Source organism: Sphingomonas sp. GlSt437 (assembly GCF_048015635.2).
In the GTDB taxonomy this organism is placed as follows: Bacteria; Pseudomonadota; Alphaproteobacteria; order Sphingomonadales; family Sphingomonadaceae; genus Sphingomonas.
In genome coordinates, this window is record NZ_JBPGYA010000003.1 from 209,902 (window position 1) to 230,839 (window position 20,938).

Here is a 20,938-nt window from a genome sequence, read left to right on the forward strand (position 1 = left end):
CTTAAATAGCGGCGGTAATCGACAGCGCCCGATCGGGGCGAACGGGCGGAGAGGGGGAATGCGTGCGCGCAATCATGATGGCGGCTGGGCTCGGCCTTGCCTTGGCAGCGGCGTTGAGCGGAGCACCTGTGGTGGCCGCTGACGGACCGGCGGCGCAACCGCTGATGCTCGATCGCGTCTTCGCCAGCCCCGATCTCGCCGGCCCGGCGCCGCGCGCGCTGCAGCTTTCGCCTGATGGCAAGTTGCTGACCTCGCTCCGCCCGCGCATCGACGAGCGCGACCGCTATGATCTGTGGGCGCGCGACACCAACACTGGCCGCGAATGGATGCTGGTCGATTCGCGCAAGCTCGGCAGCGGCGGCGAGCTTTCCGAAGCCGAAAAGATGCAGCGCGAGCGGGCGCGGATCGGCGGGCAGCATGGCATTGTCAGCTATAGCTGGGCGCCCGACGGCAAGGGGCTACTCGTGCCGATCGATGGCGAGCTCTATCTCGCGCGGCTCGATGGCAGCGTCACGCGGCTGGCGGAGGGCAAGGGCGGCGCGCTCAACCCCACGCTAAGCCCGCGCGGCGGCTATGTCAGCTTCGTCCGCGACCAGACGTTGATGGTGCAGGCGGTCGCGGGCGGCGCGGCGCATGCCGTAACCCCCGCTGGCGCCGGCACGGTGCATTGGGGCGAGGCGGAATTCGTCGCGCAGGAGGAGCTGGCGCGCTTCACCGGCCATTGGTGGTCGCCCGACGACAAGGCGATCGCGGTCGAGCGGTTCGACGAGGCGCCGGTCGGTATCGTCACCCGCGCGGCGATCGGCGCGAGCGGCACGCATGTATTCAACCAGCGCTATCCCGCCGCCGGCACGCCCAATGCGCTGGTCGAGCTCTATATCGTCCGCCCCGATGGCGGCGCGCCGGTGAAGGTCGATCTGGGCAGCAATGCCGACATCTATCTCGCCCGCGTCAACTGGGCGCCTGATGGCAAGGCGCTGATCGTCCAGCGCCTGACGCGCGACCAGAAAACGCTCGACGTGCTGAGCGTCGACCCGGCGACGGGGCACAGCCGCATTCTGTTCAGCGAGAAATCCGGCGAGCGGAGCTGGATCAACCTCAGCGACGCTTATCGCCTGCTGAGTGACGGCAGCGTCATCTGGTATTCCGAGCGTGACGGTTTCGGCCATCTCTACCGGCTCGTCAGTGGTCAATGGACGCAGCTGACCAAGGGCGAGTGGGACGTGACCGCGCTCGCTGGCGTCGACGAAAAGCAGCATCGGTTGTACCTGCTTGGCAACAAGGATGACGTCCTCGAGGAGCAGCTTTATGCACTCGATTACGCCCATCCGGCGGCCCCCGAGCGGCTGACCGAAGCCGGCTGGTCGAACCACGCGACGATGGACGCCAAGGCGACCCGCGCGATCATCACTCGCTCCAACCCCAATCAGCCGCCACAGCTCTATCTCGCCGATACAAGCGGCAAGCGGCTCGAATGGATCAGCGAGAACAAGCTGGCGCCGGATCACCCCTATGCGCCTTACCTCGTCGCGCATCGCGCAACGCAGTTCGGCACGATCAAGGCCGAAGACGGCACGGTCCTGCATTGGGAAATGATCACCCCGCCGCTCGAGCCCGGGCGGCGCTACCCGGTGTTCTTCCAGCATTATGGCGGGCCGCATGTGCAGACCGTGACGCGCAGCTGGGGTGGGGCGCTGGCGCAATATATCGTGGCGCAGGGCTATATCTTCTTCCAGCTCGACAATCGCGGCGCGGATAATCGCGGCAAGGCGTTCGAGGACCATCTCTATCGCGCGATGGGCACAGTCGAAGTCGCCGATCAGCTGGCCGGTGCCCAGTGGCTGAAGCAACAGCCTTATGTCGATCCCGATCGCATCGGCATCTATGGCTGGTCCTATGGCGGCTATATGACGCTGAAGATGCTGGAGAAGAACCCCGGCGTCTATGCTGCCGGCGTCGCCGGCGCGCCGGTGACCAAGTGGGAACTCTACGACACCGCCTATACCGAGCGCTATCTCGGCCAGCCGCAGGAGCCGGGCGGGGTATACGAAGCGTCCGACGCGCTGCCCGAAGCGACGAAGATCAGCGACCCGCTGCTCCTCATCCACGGCATGTCGGACGATAACGTCGTGTTCGAAAACTCGACGCAGCTCGCCGCCAAGCTGCAAGGCTCGGCGCACCCGTTCGAGATGATGTTCTATCCGGGCCAGACCCACCGCGTCGGCGGGCCGGGGATCAGCGTGCATCTATGGCGGACGATCATGAGCTTCATGGACCGGCAGGTGAAGAACCGCGCGCCCTAGACCAGCGCTGGCGCTGGACAATCGGCCCGTGACGCCTATGTGCACTCCCTGAGACAAGGGAGTAGACCATGGCCTATCGGGTCGTCGTCGCGGGCGCCACCGGCAATGTCGGCCGCGAAATGCTGAACATCCTGGCCGAGCGGGAATTTCCGCTCGCCGATATCGCGGCTGTCGCTTCGGCGCGCAGCCAAGGTGATGAGATCGAGTTCGGCGAGACCGGCCGGATGCTCAAGGTCCAGAATATCGAGCATTTCGATCCCAAGGGCTGGGATATCGCTTTGTTCGCGATCGGCAGTGAGGCGACGGCGATCCACGCGCCGCGCTTTGCCGCCGCCGGCTGCACGGTGATCGACAATTCGTCGCTCTACCGCATGGACCCGGACGTGCCGCTGATCGTGCCCGAGGTGAACCCGGGCGCCATCAGCGGGTATCGCGCCAAAAACATCATCGCCAACCCCAATTGCTCGACCGCGCAGATGGTCGTCGCGCTGAAGCCGCTGCACGATGCCGCGACGATCAAGCGCGTCGTCGTCTCGACCTATCAATCGGTGTCGGGCGCGGGCAAGCAGGGCATGGACGAGCTGTTCGAACAGAGTCGCAACATTTTCGTCGGCGATCAGGCCGAGCCGCACAAATTCACCAAGCAGATCGCCTTCAACGTGATCCCGCACATCGACAAATTCCTTGATGACGGTTTCACCAAGGAAGAATGGAAGATGGTCGTCGAGACGAAGAAGATCCTCGATCCCAAGATCAAAGTGGTCGCGACTTGCGTCCGCGTGCCGGTGTTCGTGGGCCATTCCGAGGCCGTTTCGATCGAATTCGAAGACGAGATTTCTGCCAAGCAGGCGCAATCGATCCTGCGCGAGGCGCCGGGCATCATGCTCGTCGATAAGCGCGAGGATGGCGGCTATGTGACACCCGTCGAGTGTGTCGGCGAGTACGCCACCTATGTCAGCCGGGTGCGCGAGGACCCCACGGTCGACAATGGCCTGGTGATCTGGGTGGTGAGCGATAACCTGCGCAAAGGCGCGGCGCTCAATGCGGTACAGATTGCCGAATTACTCGGGCGGCGGCACCTCCAGAAGGCGGCTTGAGCGAATGATAGCATGATGCTATCATTCCAAACATGGCCCAACTGCTGATCAGGCAACTCGATGATCGCGATATCGAGCGGTTGCGTGCGCGTGCCAAGGCGCAGCGAACGTCAGTAGAAGCGCTAGCTCGTGAAGCCATTCGCAAGGAAGCTCAGCTGACCGTCGATGAGAAGCTGGCGCTGGTTCGCGAGTTGCAGGCCGAGACGGAACAGCTGAAAGTGCCGGGCGTCGAGCAGACGCCGGGATGGAAGCTGATCCGCGAAGATCGCGATGCACGATGATTATCGACGCCAGCGTCGCGATCAAATGGCTTGTCCGTGAGGACGATAGCGATCACGCGCTAGCTTTGCTCGACCGCAGCGATTTGATCGCGCCTGATTTGCTCGCCTGCGAAGTCGCGAACGCGATCTGGAAGAAGCGGCGGCGCGGTGAACTGAGCGATATGCCGACGCGGCTCGGGTCCATCATGGCGGTGTTTTCGCAAATCGAACCAACGCATCGTTATTTGGCACGTGCCGCTGCCATTGCGGTTGAGATCGACCATGCCGCCTATGATTGCTTTTATCTCGCCTTGGCCGAAGACTTGGCGATGCCCGTCATCACGGCCGATCAGCGCTTTCTGGCCAAGGTTGTCCACACGCCGTTCGCTGCGATAACGAGGCCGCTGCAATGATCGAGGGCGGCTGCCGCTGCGGTGCTGTCCGCTACATGCTCGCGGTCGATAGCTTGCCGGCTGTCTATGCCTGCCATTGCCATATCTGCCAGCGCGCAAGCGGCAGCGCGTTCAGCCTCCAGGCCCTGGTCCGTGAGGACCAGCTTGCCGTGACGGGGCCCGTCATCACCCGCGAGTTCACAACCGAGGATCGCGTGTCGACGGTGCGGTATTGCAGTGAGTGCCTTGCGCGCCTCTACAACACCAACTCGGCCCGGCCCGGCATCGCGGTCATTCGCGGCGGCACGATCGATCGGTCGGAAAAGCTGGTGTGCAAGGCGCATATCTTCACCGCCTATCGCCAGCGCTGGGTGAGTTTGCCGACAGACATTCCGCAATGGCCGGAGGCGGCTCCGTTGGCCGAATTCGTGACAGCCCTCAACGCCTAATCGAATGCCACATGCGGCGTATCGTCCTTCGCGCCGGGCGGCTTGGGCGATTGCCGACGAAGGATCACGACAAGCGGTAGCGCGACGATCGTCAGCACCAGCATCAGCTTGAAATCGTCGAGATAGGCGATCATCGCCGCTTGCCGGTTCACTTCGGCGTCGATCATCGCCATCACGCCCTGGCCGGTCGCGCCCAACGCGCCCGAGATGCTCGGGTCGATCGCATCGAGGCTATAAGCGGTCACATGCCCGCCAATATCCTGGTGGAGCGACTGGACATTCTGGCCGAGCAGCACCGTCACGATCGAAATGCCGACCGAGGCACCGATGTTGCGGAACAGGTTCATCAGGCTCGCGCCCTCGGTGCGGTAATGAGGTGCCAGCGTGCTAAAGGCGAGCAGGTTCAGCGGGATAAACACCAGCCCCATGCCGAGCCCCTGGATCAGGCCGGGGACAACGATCGACCCCGTCCCCATCACCAGCGTCCAATGCGTCATCTGCCACAGCGAGAACGCGGCAATGGCAAGCCCCGTGCCGACCAGCCAGCGCGCATCGACGCCGCGCTGGATCGCCTGCCCCGCCACCGCCATGCTAATCAGCACGCCAACACCGCGCGGCATCAGCAATACGCCGGTATCGAGCACCGGATAGCCATAGAGACGCTGCAGCATCGGCGGCAGCAGCGCCATCGTCGCGAACATCAGCACGCCGATCAGCAGCATGAAGCCCAGCCCGGTCAGCAGGTTGCGGTTGGCGAGCAGCGCGCGGTCGAACATCGGCGCCTTCGCGGTGAACAGGTGGACGATGAACATCCAGCCGCACGCGATGGCGAGCATCGCTTCGATGCGGATTTCCCAGCTGCTGAACCAGTCCTTGGTCTCGCCGCGATCGAGCATGACCTGGAAACTCGCCAGCGCGATTGCCAGCATCGCGAAGCCGAAGGTATCGAGCCGGCGCTTGCTAATCGGGCGGCTCGGCAGTAGCGCCCACAGGATGGCGAAGCAGACGATGCCGATCGGCAGATTGACGTAGAATACCCAGCGCCAATTGTAATTGTCGGTCAGCCAGCCGCCGATCAGCGGCCCCATGATCGGCCCGACCATGATGCCCATGCCCCAGATCGACATCGCGCGCGGCTGGCGCTCGGGCGGGTTGATGTCGAGCATCACCGTCTGGCTGAGCGGGTTCATGAAGGCGGCGAACACGCCTTGCAGCACGCGAAAGCCGACGATCGCGGGGAGTGATTGCGCGGCGCCGCACAGCATCGAGGCGACGACGAACCCCGCAACCGAGGTTAGGAACAGGTTACGCGAGCCGAAACTGTCGGACAGCCAGCCCGTCACCGGAATGGCGATGGCGGACGCGACGATATAGCTGGTCAGCACCCAGTTGATCGTGTCGCTCGTCGCGCCGAGCTCGCTCTGCATGTGCGGTAGCGCGACATTGGCGATGGTCGAATCGAGGATCTGCATGATCGTCGCCGCCATCACGCCGATCGTCAGCAGCCAGCCATAGCCGGCTTTTACCGGCAGCGCTGCCTTGCCGGGGGTTGAGAGGGCGGGCGCCGGGGCGGGCCGGCGCGGAATGCGATCAGCGGTTGTTGCCATCGCCCCGCAAGTCCACGCGGACGTTGGCCGACATGCCGGCGATCAGCGGGCGCGGGCTTTGCTCGTCGATCGCGATGCGCACCGGCACGCGCTGCGTCACCTTCACCCAATTGCCCGTCGCGTTCTGGGCAGGCAGCACCGAGAACTGACTGCCCGTGCCGGCGCCGATGCTCTGGACATGGCCCTTCAGCTTCAAGCCCGGATAGGTGTCGAAGGTGATCGTCGCCGGCTGGCCGGGGTGCATCTTGGTGAGGTCGGTTTCCTTGAAATTCGCCTCGATCCACGAGCGGTTGCTGATGACGATGCTGACGGCGGGGAGCCCGGTGATCATCATTTGGCCGACCTGCAACCGGTCCGACTGGCTGACGGTGCCATCGACCGGCGCGCGCATTTCAGTGCGTTGCAGGTCGAGCAACGCCTTGTCGCGCTGGGCAATGGCGGCGGCAATTGCGGGGTTGACGCCGGGCACGGCCGATCCGGTGGCGAGCTTGGCCTTGGCTTCGTCGGCCGAGGCTTGGGCGCTGGCGAGCTGAGCCCGCGCTTGCTCAAGCGCGTGGCGGGCATTGAGGAAATTGGCCTGCGTGGTGAAGCCCTGCTTCATCAGCGCCGCCTGGCGATCATAATCCTCTTGCGCGGAGGCGATCTTGTCGTGCGCCGCCTGGATATCGGCTGCGGTGCCGCGATAATTGGATTGCAGCGTCGTCACCTGCACCTGGGCATTGGCGAGGGCGGCATTGGCCTGCTCGACCGCGATGCGATACGGATCGGGATCGATGCGGAACAGCAGATCGCCCTTGTGCACCGGCTGGTTCTCACGCACCGCGACCTCGACGATGCGCCCGGCGACATCGCTCGACACCGACACCTTGTCCTGATCGACATAGGCATTGTCGGTATCGGCAAAGCGCCCCGCGCTCAGCCAGAGGTAGAGCGCAACCGCAACCACGATGAGCGGCACCGAGATGAGCAGCGCCATCCGCTGGCGATTGGGTCGCGGCGCGGGGGCAATCGAGCCCTCCGCAGACGGTGCCGCCGCCGTGCGTGCGACTTTGGGATCGGCGTCAGCCATGGGCGGCCTCGTCTTTCGCTTGCGGCATGCCGAGATTGCTCCGGATGGTTTCGAGCGCGTTGGTCATTGCTTCACGCTGATCAACGGTCAGGCCGTCCATCATTTCCTCGGTCATCTCGTCGGCGAGCGCCTTGATCTGGTCGAGCAGGGGACGCGCCTTGTCCGTCAGGTAAATGCGCCAGGCACGGCGATCTTCGGGGTCGCGGCGGCGCTCGACCTTGCCGGCTTCCTCGAGCCGGTCGATCATGCGGCACACCGTGATCGGCTCGATTTCGAGGAGCTCGGCGAGCCGACCCTGGTTGATCCCCTCATGCCGCTTGAGGATGGAAAGGGTGCGCCATTGCGGCCGCGTCAGGCCAAGCAGCCGCGCGCGCTCGTCAAAGCGCTTGCGCAGCAGCCGCGACACATCGCTGATCAGGAAACCGATCGAATCGCTCATGCGTGCGCATATAATAAGCACAGTTATATAAATCTAGGCCAGCCTGGAGTTGGTGGTTGAAGGCCATTCGCGCTTCCCCGGCGAAGGCCGGGGCCCATTCCTTAAGGAACAGCGCGTGGCAACGCGCTCTGCGCTGCCGCGCAGATAGCCTCAATGGGCTGGGTCCCGGCCTTCGCCGGGAAAGAAAGGAAGGCAGACGACCCCCGGGTCATTTAACCTGCTCAAGGAATCGCCTATGAGCCGAGAGCCAAGCCATTAGGGGATAAACGATGGCGCCGTCAGAAGTTCAATTTGTCGAGGGCTTTGGCGGCGCGCGAATTGCCTGGCGTGAGCTGGGCGAGGGGCGGCCGGTCGTGCTGTTCCACGGCTATTTCTCGGACGCGGCGACCAACTGGATCCGCTATGGGCACGCCGCTGCGATTGCCGCGCGCGGCTTTCGCGTTATCCTCCCTGACCTTCGCGGCCATGGCGAGAGCGACAAGCCGCACGATGCCGCCGCTTACCCGCCCGATGTGGCCGCGACTGACGGCTTTGCCTTGATTGAGGCGCTTGGCCTCACCGATTACGACCTTGGCGGCTATTCGCTCGGCGCGCGGACGACGGTGCGAATGCTGGCGATGGGCGCTAAGCCGCGCCGCGTCGTGCTCTCGGGCATGGGCCTGGAAGGGATCATCTCGACCGGTCGCCGCGTCGATTTCTTCCGGCGCGTGCTGACCATGCCCGACGCGTTCGAGCGCGGCAGCGCCGAGTGGCTGGCGCAGGCTTTCCTCAAGACAACCGGCGGCGATGCGGCGGCGCTGGTGCGAGTGCTCGATACCTTTGTCGATACGCCGGCTGAGGCTTTACAGGCTATTACTCAGCCGGTGTTGGTGGTGGCGGGCGCCGATGATTTCGACAACGGCTCGGCCGAAGCGCTCGCGGCGGCGCTGCCGAACGCTCGCCATGTCGTGACACCAGGCAATCATATGAGCGCCGTGCTCAAGCCCGAGCTTGGTCAGGCAATCGCCGATTTTCTCGCCGCTTGACCGCAAGCGCGGCGCCTGCTGTCTACCGCGCCATAACAATTTTTTCCCCGGGGATGACCGATATGCGCCTTGCCTTGCCTTCGATGACCGCGCTTGCCTTGCTGCTGGCGCCATTGCCCGCCATCGCCGCCGATAGCGCGCCAACCGCCGCTGATGCCGACGCCTTCATCGCCAAGGCCGAAAAGGCCGGTGCCGATTTCTCGGTTGATGCCAACCGCATTCAGTGGGTCAATGCGACTTTCATCACCGACGATACCGATATCCTCGCGGCCAAGAACGCGGCCGAAGGAACGCTGCTGTCGGTACGCTATGCCGAGAAAGCCGCCAAATATCAGAATGTTGCGGGTCTCTCCAAAGATACCAAGCGCAAGCTCGATCTGCTGCGCAACGGCATCACGCTGCCCGCGCCGACCACGCCGGGGGCTGCTGACGAGCTCGCCACGATCGTCACGCGCATGTCGTCGCAATATGGCAAAGGCATGGGTACGCTCGACGGCAAGCCGATCAACGGCAGCGACATCGAAGCCGCGATGGGTACGACGCGCGACCCCGCCAAGCTTAAGGAAATGTGGACCAGCTGGCATGACAATGTCGGCGCCCAGATGCGGGGCGACTATGCCCGCATGGTCGAGATCAGCGACAAGGGCGCAACCGACCTTGGCTATGCCGATGTCGGCGCGATGTGGCGCGCGGGCTATGACATGTCGCCTGACGATTTCGCCAAACTGACCGACACGTTGTGGAAGCAGGTCGAACCGCTCTACCAGTCGCTCCACGCTTATGTCCGCTGGAAATTGAACGAAAAATACGGTGATGCCGTCCAGCCCAAGACCGGCCCGATCCGCGCTGATCTGCTCGGCAATATGTGGGCGCAGGAATGGGGCAATATCTATGACATTGTCGCTCCCAAGGGCGCCGGTGATCTCGGCTACGACACCGGCGCGCTGCTCCAGGCCAAGGGCTATGATCCGCTCAAGATGGTGAAGACGGCGGAGGGATTTTACTCGTCGCTCGGCTTCAAGCCGCTGCCGGATACCTTCTGGGCGCGCTCGCAGATCACCAAGCCGCGCGACCGCGATGTGATCTGCCACGCCTCGGCCTGGGACATCGACAATAAGGATGACGTGCGCGTCAAGGCGTGCCTCAAGATCAATGCCGACGACTTCGTGACGATCCACCACGAGCTCGGCCACAATTATTATCAGCGCGCGTACAAGGACCAGCCGTTCCTTTATGAAAACGGTGCGAACGACGGCTTCCACGAAGCAATTGGCGATTTCATCGCGCTCTCGATCACGCCGCAATACCTCGTCGATATCGGCCTGCTCGACAAGGACAAGGTGCCGAGCGCCGACAAGGATATCGGCCTGCTGCTTCGCCAGGCGATGGACAAGGTCGCGTTCCTGCCGTTCGGCCTGCTGATCGACAAATGGCGCTGGGGCGTGTTTTCGGGCGCGATCAAGCCCGATCACTATGAGGCGGCGTGGAACGATCTGCGCCGGCAATATCAGGGCATCGTGCCACCCGTAGCGCGCGACGAGACGCGGTTCGACCCCGGCGCCAAATATCACATCCCGGCAAGCGTGCCGTACACCCGCTATTTCCTGGCGCGGCTCTATCAGTTCCAATTCTATCAGGCGGCGTGCAAGCAGGCCGGGTGGAAGGGGCCGCTCCACCGCTGCTCTTTCTATGGCAACAAGGCAGTCGGCGAGAAGCTGAATGCGATGCTGAGCCTCGGCCAATCCCAGCCCTGGCCGCAGACGCTGAAGGTCTTCACCGGCACCGACCAGATTACCGGCCAGGCGCTGGTCGATTATTTCGCGCCGCTCAAGAAATGGCTCGATCAGCAGAACAAGGGGCACCCGACCGGGTGGTGAAATAGCCCGGACAGGCTAAGCTGGACTGGACGCAGGCGCGGCTCGCTGTTATGGGCCGCGCCTTCGCTTTCAGGCTGGTCGGAACCAGCCGCTGATGGAGCTTACCCAAGTGAAAAAAGATACCCACCCCGATTACCACATGATCAAGGTGCAGATGACCGACGGCACCACGTACGAGACGCGCTCGACATGGGGCAAGGAAGGCGATCTGATGACGCTTGAAATCGATCCGCTCGCCCACCCGGCCTGGACCGGCGGTCGCGGCACGCTGCTCGATGCTGGCGGCCAGGTGGCGCGCTTCAACAAGCGTTTCGGCGGGCTATCGCTCACCAAGAAGTAATCGCCAGGGGAGATTTCTGGCCGCGGCGCGTCGTTAACGCGCTGTTAGCCATGGACGGCCTAGGCTTGTCCCTGATCTTTTCAGGGAAAGCCGATGCTGTTCACCGCTGAATTCGAACCCGCGCAAATCGACACACGGCGCCGCAGCGTGCGCGCGCCGGTGTCGCTTGACGCGCGGATCGGCCGCGGTGGTTTTGATCGCGCGCTCTGCAAAGTCGTCAACGTCTCGCTCCACGGCGCCAAGCTGCAGACCTATTCGGAGCTCAAGGTTGATGCGACAATCTGGTTGACCCTGCCGCTCATCGGTCCGCGGGCAGCCAAGATCATCTGGGTCAATGATTTCGAGGCCGGTTGCCAGTTTCTCGAAGAGCTGAGCGAAGAGCAGCTCGAGCAACTCGTCGACGTCAGCCCCAAGGACGACGGCTGACCCAGCCCCCACGGCATTGCTGGCGGAGAGGGTGGGATTCGAACCCACGGTGAGCGTGAACCCACGGCGGTTTTCAAGACCGCTGCCTTAAACCACTCGGCCACCTCTCCGGATCGGCGCCGATTCGACAAGCGCGGCTGATGCACGCGACGGTATTTTTGCGCAAGGGGCTGCCTGCGGTGGGCTAGGGGGTTCATGTCGCGGCTTCGCTGTGGCACACCAGAGCCATGAGGCGTGTTTCGGCCGAGTGGCGACGACATTGGAGAGGGTTGAGCGGGGCGCTGGGCGTCGCCTTGGCGCTTGGCGTGACGACCGCAGGCAGCGCTCAGGTCGATGAGACCGGCTTTCAGGGGTTCCTTCAGCAACTGCGTGCCCGCGCCATCGCTCAGGGCGTTACGGCGGCGACACTCGACGCGGTGCTGCCGAGCCTCACCTTCAACCCGCGCGTGATCGAGCTTGACCGCGCGCAGCCGGGTGCTGACCCCAACAAGCCGCCGCCGATGTTCCAGCCCTATCGCGCCGCCCATGTCGACGCGGCGCGGATCAATCGCGGCCGTCAGGTCTATCAGGAGCAGCGCGCGCATCTGCTGCAGATTGAGCGCGAAACCGGCGTGCCTGAGGCGATCATGGTGTCGATCTGGGGGAACGAGACCGCTTACGGCTCGGTGACCGGCGGGTTCGACTTGCCGCGCTCGCTGGCCTCGCTGGCTTATGAAGGGCGCCGGCGCGATCTGTTTTCGGACGAATTCATCGCCGCGATGCGGATGATCGATCGCGGCGTGCCGCGCGAGCGGCTGGTCGGCAGTTGGGCGGGCGCGACGGGCAATCCGCAATTCCTGCCCTCCATCTATCTCCGCCTCGCGCGCGACGGCGACGGTGATGGCAAGATCGATATCTGGAACAGCCCGGCCGATACGCTCGCCTCGATCGCCAGCTATTTCGCCAATGCCGGTTGGCGGCGTGGCGAGCCTTGGGGCTTTGCGGTGTCGGTGCCCGCGACGCTCGACCGCACCGCGATCGGCGGTCGCACCACCGCGCCGCGCTGTTCGCGCGTATTCGACCGGCACAGCGGCTGGAAATCGATGGCGGAATGGCGCGCGCTGGGCCTGGCGCCGATCAGCCGCGGCTGGCCCGACGATCACATCATGGCGACCTTGATCGAGCCCGATGGGCCGGGCAAGGCGGGCTACCTCGCCACCTCCAATTACCGGGTGATCCTCGATTATAATTGCTCGAACTTCTACGCGCTCTCGGTGGGACTGCTGGCCGATGCCGTTGCGCAATAATGTGGGGCGCCTTGGGCTAGCCTTGGGCGTCGCACTGCTGCTGCAAGCGCAGACATTGCCGCCGCCGCCCGATGATCTGCCGCAGGGCACCGGGCCGCGCGGGACATCGCAAGTCGTGCCGGGACAGGAGCGCTACGACGCGGTCGGCTATGCGATGGTCGAGCCGGCAGGCGGCGACAGCGGCCAGATCGGCGTCACCAGCCGCAAGGCCGGCGCCGGCAGCTTCGTCGAAATAACCTCGCTCGATACCGGCAAGACAATCGCCGCGATGGTGACGGGGCAGGGGCCGAGCTTGCCCGATCGCGAGGTTGGGCTGTCGCCGGCGGCAGCGGCCGCGCTCGGGATTAGCGCGTCGGTGACCGCGCCCGTCCGCATTCGGGTGATCGAGCCGAGCCAGCCCGACCAGGTCGCGCTGCGGGCTGGCCATGCCGGCGGCGATCGGCTCGACACGCCCAAGGTATTGCTGACCGCACTGCGCAAGCGATTGCCACCGCCGCCATCGGCTGTGGCGCCACCGGTAACCCCACCACGCCGCGCCACACGCCGACCGCAATATACGCCGGCGCCGGCTGCGCCGCCCGAGGCGGCACCGGTGCCAGCGTCGACCGCAGGCGCTAGCTATGCAGCACCAGCCACGGACGACGGTATTCCAGCAGAGCCACAACCCGTTCGCCCGGTGCGTCGGGCCGCGCAAGCTCCAGCCGTGCAACGTCCAACTGCGCAACCCGCGCCATCGCCTGCATCGACCGCGCCCGTTCCCGGTGGCCTCTACGTTCAGATCGCTGCCCTATCCGACCCCTCCCGCGCCAGCGCGCTCGCCGGCACTGTCGGCGGCTCGGTGGTAACCGGCGGCGGACTTTATCGCGTCCGCCTCGGTCCCTATCGCGACCAACGCACCGCCGAATCGGCGCGTGACGCCATGGTCCGCCAGGGCTATGGCGACGCGCATATCGTCACCAATCATTAGCTCCATCTATCGGGAAGCCTGCCCAGTAATGAAGACCCTTGCTCTGTTGCCCGCTTTCACTTTCCTCGCCACCAGTGCCGCGACCGCCGCGCCGCCGCCGTTCGATACGCCCGCGCCGGTTGCGTTCATGGAAGACGTAACGTCGGGTGCAGTGCTCTACGCCAAGGATGCCGACCGGCGGATGCCGCCGGCTTCGATGGCCAAGATGATGACCGTCTATGTCGTGTTCGACATGATCGCGCATGGTGACGTGAAGCTCGACCAGATGATCACCGTCCAGCCCGAGACCTGGCGCAAATGGAATAACCAGGGCTCGACGATGTTCCTCAAGGTTAACGAGCGGGTTAGCGTTGCGAACCTGCTCTACGGCATCATCACTTTGTCGGGGAACGATGCCTGCGTCGTGCTCGCAGAAGGCGTGTCGGGCACCGAGCCGGCTTTCGTTCAGCGGATGAACGAGGCGGCGCGCAAGCTCGGCCTCAACAACAGCCATTTCGGCACGTCGAACGGTTGGCCCGATGGTGGCGCGACATACGTCACCGCGCGCGACCTCGCCAAGCTCGCCGAAGCGACGATCCAGAATCATTACCAGCTCTACAAGCAATTCTATTCGCGCCCGAATTTCACCTGGGGGACGCAGCTGGGCAATGGTGGCGCGATCAAGCAGGACAATCGCGATCCGCTGCTCGGCCGCGTTGCCGGCGCCGATGGCCTGAAAACCGGCCATACCGAGGAAGCCGGCTATGGCTTCACCGGCTCGGCCGAGCAGGGCGGGCGCCGCTTGGTGATGGTGCTCGCCGGCCTGCACAGCTTCAACGAACGCATCGACGAATCGGTCAAGTTCATGAACTGGGGGTTCCGCGCGTGGCAGCCGCGCCCGATCGCACCCAAGGGCAAGAAGGTCGGCACGGCGGACGTGCAGCTTGGCACCGCCAACCATGTCGGGCTGGTCGCGCCGCGCGATTTGTCCGTGGTCGTGCCATCGGGCACCAGCCCGGAAATGCAAGTGAAGGTCGCCTATGACGGGCCGGTCAAGGCGCCGATCAAGGCGGGCGATCACATCGCCGATCTCGTCGTGCAGACGCCCGATATGCCGGCGCAGCGTCTGCCGCTGGTCGCGGACAGCGACGTGCCGCAAGCGGGCTTTTTCGGGCGCATCTGGGCGAATTTCCTCGCGCTGTTCGGGATGTGAGCGGCAGGGGTGAGCGGGCGCTTCATTTCGCTTGAGGGCGGGGAGGGCGCCGGCAAATCGACGCAAGCGCGTGCGCTGGCAGCGGCGATCGAGGCACGTGGGCTCGACGTGGTGGCGACGCGTGAGCCAGGCGGTAGTCCGGGCGCCGAGGCGATTCGCGGCTTATTGATGCAGGGCAGTGTCGACCGCTGGCAGCCGCGCGCGGAGATGCTGCTATTCGCCGCCGCGCGCGCCGATCTGGTCGAGCGGACGATCCGACCCGCGCTGGCGCGCGGCGCCTGGGTGATCTGCGATCGCTATATCGACTCGACTCGCGCGTATCAGGGCGCGGCCGGGGGACTGAGCGATGAGGAGATCATGGCGGTGCACCGCGTCGGCAGCGGCGGGTTGCTGCCGGATCGGACGATCCTGCTCGACATGCCGATCGATACCGGCCGCGACCGTGCCGCAGCGCGCGATGGCGCCGCGGCGGATCGCTTCGCGGCGCGGGGAGAGGCATTTCATAACGCAGTCGCTGCCGGTTTCCGGCGCTTCGCCGAGGCTGAGCCAGCGCGGTTCCGCGTGATCGATGCGAACGGATCGCCGCAGGTCGTGGGTGAGGCGGTGCTTGCCGCCGTCGCCGATCTGCTGCCATGACGTCACTTCTGGGCAATGATGCTGCCCACGCCGCCTTTGCCGCCGCGATGGCGAGCGGGCACATGCACCATGCCTGGCTGTTCACCGGGCCCGAGGGCATCGGCAAGGCGAGCTTTGCCCGCATCGCCGCGCGGCGCTTGCTGGCCGAGGCCGCCGATCCCGACGGCCTGGCGCCGGGCTTCGATGTGCCGGTGGGCAATCGCACGCGCACGCTGATCGAGGCGGGCTCGCACCCCGATTATCGCGAGCTCACCCGGCTCCCCAAGGATGCCGACAAGCCCGATGGTGAGCTCGCCCGCAGCATCACGATTGCGCAAGTGCGCGCGTTGTTGCCGATGTTCGCGACCAAACCGAGCCTGTCGCCGCGCCGCGTGATCCTGATCGACGCAGTCGATGATCTCGAGCGGCCCGGCGCTTCCAACGCCTTGCTCAAAAGCCTCGAGGAGCCCCCGGCCGGCACGCTCTTCCTCCTGATCAGCCATGCGCCGGGGCGCCTGTTGCCAACGATCCGCTCGCGCTGCCGGCGGCTGAGGTTCGATCCGCTCGACGACGCGGCGATGCGCGACGTGCTGCGCGAGCATCTGCCTCAGGTGAGCGATGCCGAGATTGCGGCACTGATCGCAGCCGGTGGCGGCTCGCCGGGTCGAGCGCTGGGCTATGCGGGCTTACGGCTGGATGCGCTCGATGACGCCATGACGGCGCTCGCCGCCAAGGGTGATGCGACCAACAAGCTGCGCATTACGCTGGCCAAGGAACTGGGCAGCAAGGCGGCGCAGGCGCGTTACGAGGCGTTTCTCGACGCCGCGCCGAGCTTCATCGCCAACGCCGCGCGCACCCGGCAGGGGTCGGCGCTTCGTTCGGCCATCGCCGCGCATGAGGCCGCGCGTGCGCTCGCCGCCAGCGCCCGCGCGCTGTCGCTCGATCAACAGGCAACCGTCTATGAAATGGCCGGCATCGTTGCGCGGCTCGGCCCGAGCGGCTGACGGTCTTTCGCCCGCGCGCGCGATGCTTTAGGGCGTGGCGCCATGGCCGACCCGTTCTACATCACGACCGCAATCAGCTACCCCAATGGCCGCCCGCATATCGGCCACGCTTATGAAGCGATCGCCGCCGACGCGATTGCGCGCTTCCAGCGGATGATGGGCCGCGACGTCCGCTTCCAGACCGGCACGGACGAGCATGGCCTGAAAATGGTGCAGGAAGCGCGCAAGCGCGATGTGCCGGTTGGCGCGCTCGCCAAGGAAATGAGCAATCATTTCCAGTCGATGGACGATCTTCTTGATATCTCTTATGATCGCTTCATCCGCACGACTGACGCCGACCATTATCGCGCCAGCGAGGCGATCTGGCGAGCGATGGCCGATGCCGGCGACTTGTATCTCGATCGCTATGAGGGCTGGTATTCGGTCCGCGACGAAGCCTTTTACGACGAAAGCGAGCTGATCGACGGGGAAGGGGGCGAGCGCCTCTCGCCGCAAGGCACGCCGGTGGAGTGGACTGCCGAGGAAACCTGGTTCTTTCGCTTGTCAAAATACCAGCGGCCACTGCTCGATCTCTACACGTCGCAGCCCGACTTCATCCGCCCGGAAAGCCGCCGCAACGAAATCATGCGCTTCGTCGAGGGCGGGCTGAGTGATCTCTCGGTCTCGCGCACGAGCTTCGATTGGGGCGTGCCGGTGCCGGGCAGCCCCGGGCATGTGATGTATGTGTGGGTCGATGCGCTGACCAATTATCTGACCGGCGCCGGCTATCCCGATGATCCGGCCGCGCTGGCCAAATGGTGGCCGGCCGATCTCCACATCATCGGCAAGGATATCGTGCGTTTTCATGCGGTTTACTGGCCAGCCTTCCTGATGAGCGCCAAGCTGCCGCTGCCGCGCCAGGTGTTCGGCCATGGCTTTCTGCTCAACCGCGGCGAGAAAATGTCGAAATCGCTCGGCAACGTGACCGATCCCGTCGAGCTGGTCGAGCGGTTCGGGGTCGATCCGCTGCGCTATTTCCTGCTGCGCGAAGTGAGCTTCGGCCAGGACGGCAGCTACTCCGAAGAGGCGATCGTCACCCGCGCCAATGCCGATCTCGCCAACAGCTTCGGCAATCTTGCGCAGCGGACGTTGACCCAGATCTTCAAGAATTGCGATGGCGCGCTGCCTGCCATCACCGGCCACACCCCAGCGGACGATGCCTTGTTCGCCCTGATCGACATGACCGTGCGCGAGGCGATGCCGCGCGCCTATGCTGATCTTGCCTTGTCGCAGGCGACTGAGCTTTGGACGCAGGCGGTCTATGCCTGCAACGCCTATATCGACGAGCAGGCGCCCTGGGCGCTGCGCAAGACCGACCCGGACCGGATGCGCACCGTGCTGGCGACGCTCTACATTGCGATTGCCCAGCTCGCCGTCGCAATTCTGCCGGTGATCCCGCGCAGCGCCGGGGTGCTCCTCGACCGGATGGGCGTCGCGCCCGAGCTGCGCACGTTCGAGGCGATCGGCAGCCACTGGTATTCGCCGCTCGCCGAAAGCGGTTTCCGGCTGGAGCAACCGGCGCCGCTTTTCCCCCGGCTCGAACTCGCGGAGGCCGCTGCGTGAAGCTCGCCGACAGCCATTGCCATCTGAACTACAAGGGCCTCGTCGAGGAGCAGCAGGCCGTGCTCGACCGGGCACGCGGCGCTGGCGTGGTCGCCATGCTCAACATCTCGACGCGCGAGCGTGAATGGGATGATGTCGTCGCCGTCGCCGAGCGCGAGGATGACGTGTGGGCGACGATTGGCATCCACCCGCACGAGGCCGACGCGCATCCTGATATCGACACCGCCAAGCTCGTGGCGCGCGCCGCGCATCCCCGCGTCGTCGGCATCGGCGAGACGGGCCTCGATTATTATTATGACCATAGCGACCGCGCGCGCCAGCAGGCGAGCTTTCGCAGCCACATCGCCGCCAGCCGCGCGACCGGCCTGCCGATCGTTATCCACACGCGCGATGCCGAGGACGACACCGCCGCCATCTTGCGCGAGGAAATGGGGAAGGGGACGTTCTCCGGCGTGATCCATTGCTTCACTGCCAGCGACGCTTTTGCCGATATCGCGCTGGAATTGGGGATGTTCATCTCGATTTCGGGAATCGTGACCTTCAAGAACGCCACGGCACTGCAGGCGACGGCGCAGCGGCTGCCGATCGATCGGCTCCTAGTCGAAACCGACGCGCCGTTCCTGGCGCCGGTGCCGCATCGCGGCAAGACGGGGGAGCCCGCGTACGTGGCCGATACCGCGCGCTTCCTCGCCGATCTGCGCGGTGAGTCGATTGACGAGCTGGCCGAGGCCACGCGCGCGAATTTCCACCGATTGTTCGCCAAGACGCGAGCCGCGGCGTGAAAGTCAGGCTGCTCGGTTCGGGCACGTCATCGGGGGTGCCGCGCATCGGCAATGATTGGGGCGCCTGCGACCCCGCCGAGCCGCGCAACCGGCGGACGCGCGCATCGCTGCTCGTCACAACCGCAACGACGACGATCCTGGTCGACACCAGCCCCGACATGCGCGAGCAGTTGCTGGCGGCGGAAGTCGGCGCGGTCGATGCGGTGCTGTGGACGCACGATCACGCCGATCATTGCCACGGGATCGACGATCTGCGGCAGTTATTCCACGCGCGCCGCGCTCCGGTGCGCGCGTTGGCGCGGCCTTGGGTACTGGCATCGCTCGGCGCGCGTTTCGCTTATGCGTTCGAGGGGCATGGCGGCTATCCGCCGACCGTCGCCGCCGAGCCGCTGCCCGATCGGCTGACGATCGGCGATATCGATGTCGCCGTGGTCGATCAGCCACATGGCGCGATAACCTCCGCGGGATTCATGTTCCAATCGAAGAGTGCGCGCGCCACATATTCTACCGATTTCAATGCGATGACACCTGAAATGGCGACGTTGTTTCAAGATGTCGACCTCTGGGTGGCCGACGCGCTGCGCCGCGCGCCACACCCGACGCACCCGACGCTCGACCAGACGATCGGCTGGGCACAGCAGATCGGCGCGCGCAAAACGGTGCTGATGCACATGGACCAATCGATGGATTATCGCACGCTCCGCGCCGAGCTGCCGCCGGGCATCGAGCCGGGCTATGATGGCTGGGAGATGACGTTGTGAGCGGCAACGAGCAAGGCAATGCCATCTGGTATCTGCTGGTGCCGATCCTGCCGCTATCGGCGCTCGTTGCCCGGCGGCTGCCGCTTGGCCAGGTTGCGAAGATGGCATTGGCCTGGGTGGGCATTTTCGCCGCAATGCTGATCGTGGTGACACTGGCGACGCGCGGCGGCTTGACGCCGGGCAGCATCGCTGACGCGCTGGGTCTCAGTGGCGAGACGGTCCGCGGCGGCACGGTGGTTATCAACAAAAGCGCCGACGGCCATTTCTGGACCACCGCGCGCATCGGATCGGTCGAGCGGCGCATGCTGATCGACAGCGGCGCAACGATTACGTCGATCTCTGAAACGACGGCCAAGGCCGCCGGCATCGACCCGACAGTGGATAAATATGGCGCCATCATCGACACGGCGAACGGGCCGGCGATCGTCCGCCGCGCAACCGCGCCGGAGCTGCGCGTCGGTGGTATCGAAGCGCGCAGGCTCGAGATTCAAGTCGGGCGGAATTTCGACGACAGCGAGGTGATCGGGATGAATTTCCTGTCGCGGCTCAAAAGCTGGCGAGTCGAAGGGGACCGGATAATCCTGGAAGCGCGGCAATGAGTATGATTTACATAATGTATATTATCGGATCGATGAATTGCGCGATGTTGTCAGGCGCTATCGGGGGCCCCCGCCGATGACCGAGCGGCTGTTGGCGATCATGGCGCGCTTGCGCGATACTGAGCGCGGCTGCGACTGGGATCTCGCGCAGAACTTCGCGACGATCGCGCCGTATACGATCGAGGAAGCCTATGAAGTCGCTGACGCGATCGCGCGTAACGATATGGCGGACCTTAAGGACGAGCTTGGCGACCTGCTCCTCCAGGTCGTCTTTCACGCCCGCATAGCCGAAGAAGCCGGCGCGTTCGCTTATGCCGATGTCGTCGATGCGATCAGCGACAAGATGGAGCGCCGCCACCCGCATATCTTTGGTACCGCTGAGACCAAGGCATCCGACCATTGGGAAGCGCTCAAGGCGGCCGAGCGTAGCGCCAAGGGCGCGACGAGCGCGCTGGACGGCGTCGCGTTGGGCCTGCCGGCGCTGCAACGCGCCGAGAAGCTCCAAAAGCGCGCGGCGCGCACTGGCTTTGACTGGCCTGATCCGAGCGGCCCTCGTGCGAAGATCGATGAGGAACTGCTTGAAATCGAACAGGCTGATGCTCACCATCGGGCCGAAGAGATCGGCGACTTGCTATTCGCGGTGGTCAATTGGGCACGCCATCTCGGCGTCGATGCCGAAGCCGCGCTCCGGGCCGCCAACGCCAAGTTCGAGCGCCGCTTTCGCGCGATAGAAACTGAAGCCGGCGACGGCTTTGCCGCGCTATCGCTTGACGAGAAGGAAGCGCTTTGGGGCAAAGCCAAGCTGGAGGAGCGGCTTTAGTCCCCTCGCCCTTTAGCTCAAGGAAC

The 20,938-nt window shown here is 64.8% G+C and carries 22 protein-coding genes and 1 tRNA gene; 19 read left to right on the forward strand and 4 right to left on the reverse strand.

Annotated features, from left to right (window positions below; all coding sequences use genetic code 11):
* The first annotated feature begins 74 nt into the window (after positions 1–74).
* From ACLB0R_RS15010 to ACLB0R_RS15030, 5 genes are all read left to right on the forward strand, one after another.
* Positions 75–2,303, forward strand: a complete 2,229-nt coding sequence (locus ACLB0R_RS15010; protein WP_416644370.1) for a S9 family peptidase — start codon at positions 75–77, stop codon at positions 2,301–2,303.
* Between the two features lie 68 nt (positions 2,304–2,371).
* Positions 2,372–3,400 (forward strand): aspartate-semialdehyde dehydrogenase, encoded by a 1,029-nt coding sequence (locus ACLB0R_RS15015; protein ID WP_416644157.1) that lies wholly within the window; start codon positions 2,372–2,374, stop codon positions 3,398–3,400.
* Positions 3,401–3,432: 32 nt separating this feature from the next.
* The gene (locus ACLB0R_RS15020) at positions 3,433–3,681 is read left to right on the forward strand and encodes a FitA-like ribbon-helix-helix domain-containing protein (protein WP_416644158.1); all 249 of its coding nucleotides are present in this window, start codon (positions 3,433–3,435) and stop codon (positions 3,679–3,681) included.
* A complete protein-coding gene (locus tag ACLB0R_RS15025) occupies positions 3,678–4,073 on the forward strand; it encodes a type II toxin-antitoxin system VapC family toxin (RefSeq protein ID WP_416644159.1) in 396 nt (131 codons plus the stop codon). Before ACLB0R_RS15020 ends, ACLB0R_RS15025 begins: the two co-directional genes overlap by 4 nt.
* Positions 4,070–4,501 carry a GFA family protein gene (locus tag ACLB0R_RS15030; RefSeq protein ID WP_416644160.1) on the forward strand — a complete coding sequence of 144 codons (432 nt, stop codon included), beginning with the start codon at positions 4,070–4,072 and terminating at the stop codon, positions 4,499–4,501. The genes ACLB0R_RS15025 and ACLB0R_RS15030 overlap by 4 nt, the downstream gene beginning before the upstream one ends.
* Here the strand turns inward: ACLB0R_RS15030 and ACLB0R_RS15035 are convergent.
* From ACLB0R_RS15035 to ACLB0R_RS15045, 3 genes are read right to left on the reverse strand one after another with little or no spacing between them, the layout of a single operon-like run.
* Positions 4,498–6,108 carry a DHA2 family efflux MFS transporter permease subunit gene (locus ACLB0R_RS15035; protein ID WP_416644161.1) on the reverse strand — a complete coding sequence of 537 codons (1,611 nt, stop codon included), beginning with the start codon at positions 6,106–6,108 and terminating at the stop codon, positions 4,498–4,500. The genes ACLB0R_RS15030 and ACLB0R_RS15035 overlap by 4 nt on opposite strands.
* Entirely contained in the window at positions 6,092–7,177 is a 1,086-nt protein-coding gene (locus ACLB0R_RS15040) for an HlyD family secretion protein (protein ID WP_416644162.1), read from the reverse strand. Before ACLB0R_RS15040 ends, ACLB0R_RS15035 begins: the two co-directional genes overlap by 17 nt.
* Positions 7,170–7,616 carry a MarR family winged helix-turn-helix transcriptional regulator gene (locus ACLB0R_RS15045; RefSeq protein WP_416644163.1) on the reverse strand — a complete coding sequence of 149 codons (447 nt, stop codon included), beginning with the start codon at positions 7,614–7,616 and terminating at the stop codon, positions 7,170–7,172. The genes ACLB0R_RS15040 and ACLB0R_RS15045 overlap by 8 nt, the downstream gene beginning before the upstream one ends.
* Positions 7,617–7,885: 269 nt before the next feature.
* On the opposite strand from ACLB0R_RS15045, the gene ACLB0R_RS15050 reads away from it, so the two are divergent.
* From ACLB0R_RS15050 to ACLB0R_RS15065, 4 genes are all read left to right on the forward strand, one after another.
* Positions 7,886–8,641, forward strand: coding sequence for an alpha/beta fold hydrolase (locus tag ACLB0R_RS15050; RefSeq protein ID WP_416644164.1), 756 nt, complete (start codon positions 7,886–7,888; stop codon positions 8,639–8,641).
* A 62-nt stretch (positions 8,642–8,703) separates the two neighbouring features.
* Entirely contained in the window at positions 8,704–10,518 is a 1,815-nt protein-coding gene (locus tag ACLB0R_RS15055) for a M2 family metallopeptidase (protein WP_416644165.1), read from the forward strand.
* Between the two features lie 109 nt (positions 10,519–10,627).
* Positions 10,628–10,858 carry a 50S ribosomal protein L31 gene (gene rpmE, locus ACLB0R_RS15060; protein WP_416644166.1) on the forward strand — a complete coding sequence of 77 codons (231 nt, stop codon included), beginning with the start codon at positions 10,628–10,630 and terminating at the stop codon, positions 10,856–10,858.
* A gap of 93 nt (positions 10,859–10,951) precedes the next feature.
* Positions 10,952–11,284: a PilZ domain-containing protein gene (locus ACLB0R_RS15065; protein ID WP_416644167.1), complete on the forward strand. Its 333-nt coding sequence runs from the start codon at positions 10,952–10,954 to the stop codon at positions 11,282–11,284.
* A 20-nt stretch (positions 11,285–11,304) separates the two neighbouring features.
* On the opposite strand, the gene ACLB0R_RS15070 is transcribed toward ACLB0R_RS15065, so the two are convergent.
* A tRNA-Ser gene (locus ACLB0R_RS15070) sits at positions 11,305–11,394 on the reverse strand.
* Positions 11,395–11,511: 117 nt separating this feature from the next.
* Between ACLB0R_RS15070 and ACLB0R_RS15075 the strand changes: the two genes are divergently transcribed.
* From ACLB0R_RS15075 to mazG, 10 genes are all read left to right on the forward strand, one after another.
* The gene (locus tag ACLB0R_RS15075; RefSeq protein ID WP_416644168.1) at positions 11,512–12,570 is read left to right on the forward strand and encodes a lytic murein transglycosylase; all 1,059 of its coding nucleotides are present in this window, start codon (positions 11,512–11,514) and stop codon (positions 12,568–12,570) included.
* The gene (locus ACLB0R_RS15080; RefSeq protein ID WP_416644169.1) at positions 12,554–13,537 is read left to right on the forward strand and encodes an SPOR domain-containing protein; all 984 of its coding nucleotides are present in this window, start codon (positions 12,554–12,556) and stop codon (positions 13,535–13,537) included. The genes ACLB0R_RS15075 and ACLB0R_RS15080 overlap by 17 nt, the downstream gene beginning before the upstream one ends.
* A gap of 28 nt (positions 13,538–13,565) precedes the next feature.
* Positions 13,566–14,729, forward strand: a complete 1,164-nt coding sequence (locus tag ACLB0R_RS15085; protein ID WP_416644170.1) for a D-alanyl-D-alanine carboxypeptidase family protein — start codon at positions 13,566–13,568, stop codon at positions 14,727–14,729.
* Between the two features lie 9 nt (positions 14,730–14,738).
* Positions 14,739–15,365, forward strand: a complete 627-nt coding sequence (tmk, locus tag ACLB0R_RS15090; RefSeq protein ID WP_416644171.1) for a dTMP kinase — start codon at positions 14,739–14,741, stop codon at positions 15,363–15,365.
* Positions 15,362–16,348, forward strand: a complete 987-nt coding sequence (locus ACLB0R_RS15095; RefSeq protein ID WP_416644172.1) for a DNA polymerase III subunit — start codon at positions 15,362–15,364, stop codon at positions 16,346–16,348. Before tmk ends, ACLB0R_RS15095 begins: the two co-directional genes overlap by 4 nt.
* Before the next feature lie 42 nt (positions 16,349–16,390).
* Entirely contained in the window at positions 16,391–17,950 is a 1,560-nt protein-coding gene (gene metG, locus ACLB0R_RS15100; RefSeq protein WP_416644173.1) for a methionine--tRNA ligase, read from the forward strand.
* On the forward strand, positions 17,947–18,732 hold the full coding sequence (locus tag ACLB0R_RS15105) for a TatD family hydrolase (RefSeq protein ID WP_416644174.1): 786 nt from the start codon (positions 17,947–17,949) through the stop codon (positions 18,730–18,732). Before metG ends, ACLB0R_RS15105 begins: the two co-directional genes overlap by 4 nt.
* Complete coding sequence (locus ACLB0R_RS15110; protein WP_416644175.1) at positions 18,729–19,493, forward strand: MBL fold metallo-hydrolase; 765 nt, start codon at positions 18,729–18,731, stop codon at positions 19,491–19,493. The genes ACLB0R_RS15105 and ACLB0R_RS15110 overlap by 4 nt, the downstream gene beginning before the upstream one ends.
* Positions 19,490–20,092 carry a retropepsin-like aspartic protease family protein gene (locus ACLB0R_RS15115; protein WP_416644176.1) on the forward strand — a complete coding sequence of 201 codons (603 nt, stop codon included), beginning with the start codon at positions 19,490–19,492 and terminating at the stop codon, positions 20,090–20,092. Before ACLB0R_RS15110 ends, ACLB0R_RS15115 begins: the two co-directional genes overlap by 4 nt.
* Positions 20,093–20,168: 76 nt before the next feature.
* On the forward strand, positions 20,169–20,912 hold the full coding sequence (mazG, locus tag ACLB0R_RS15120) for a nucleoside triphosphate pyrophosphohydrolase (RefSeq protein WP_416644177.1): 744 nt from the start codon (positions 20,169–20,171) through the stop codon (positions 20,910–20,912).
* The last annotated feature ends 26 nt before the right edge of the window (positions 20,913–20,938 follow it).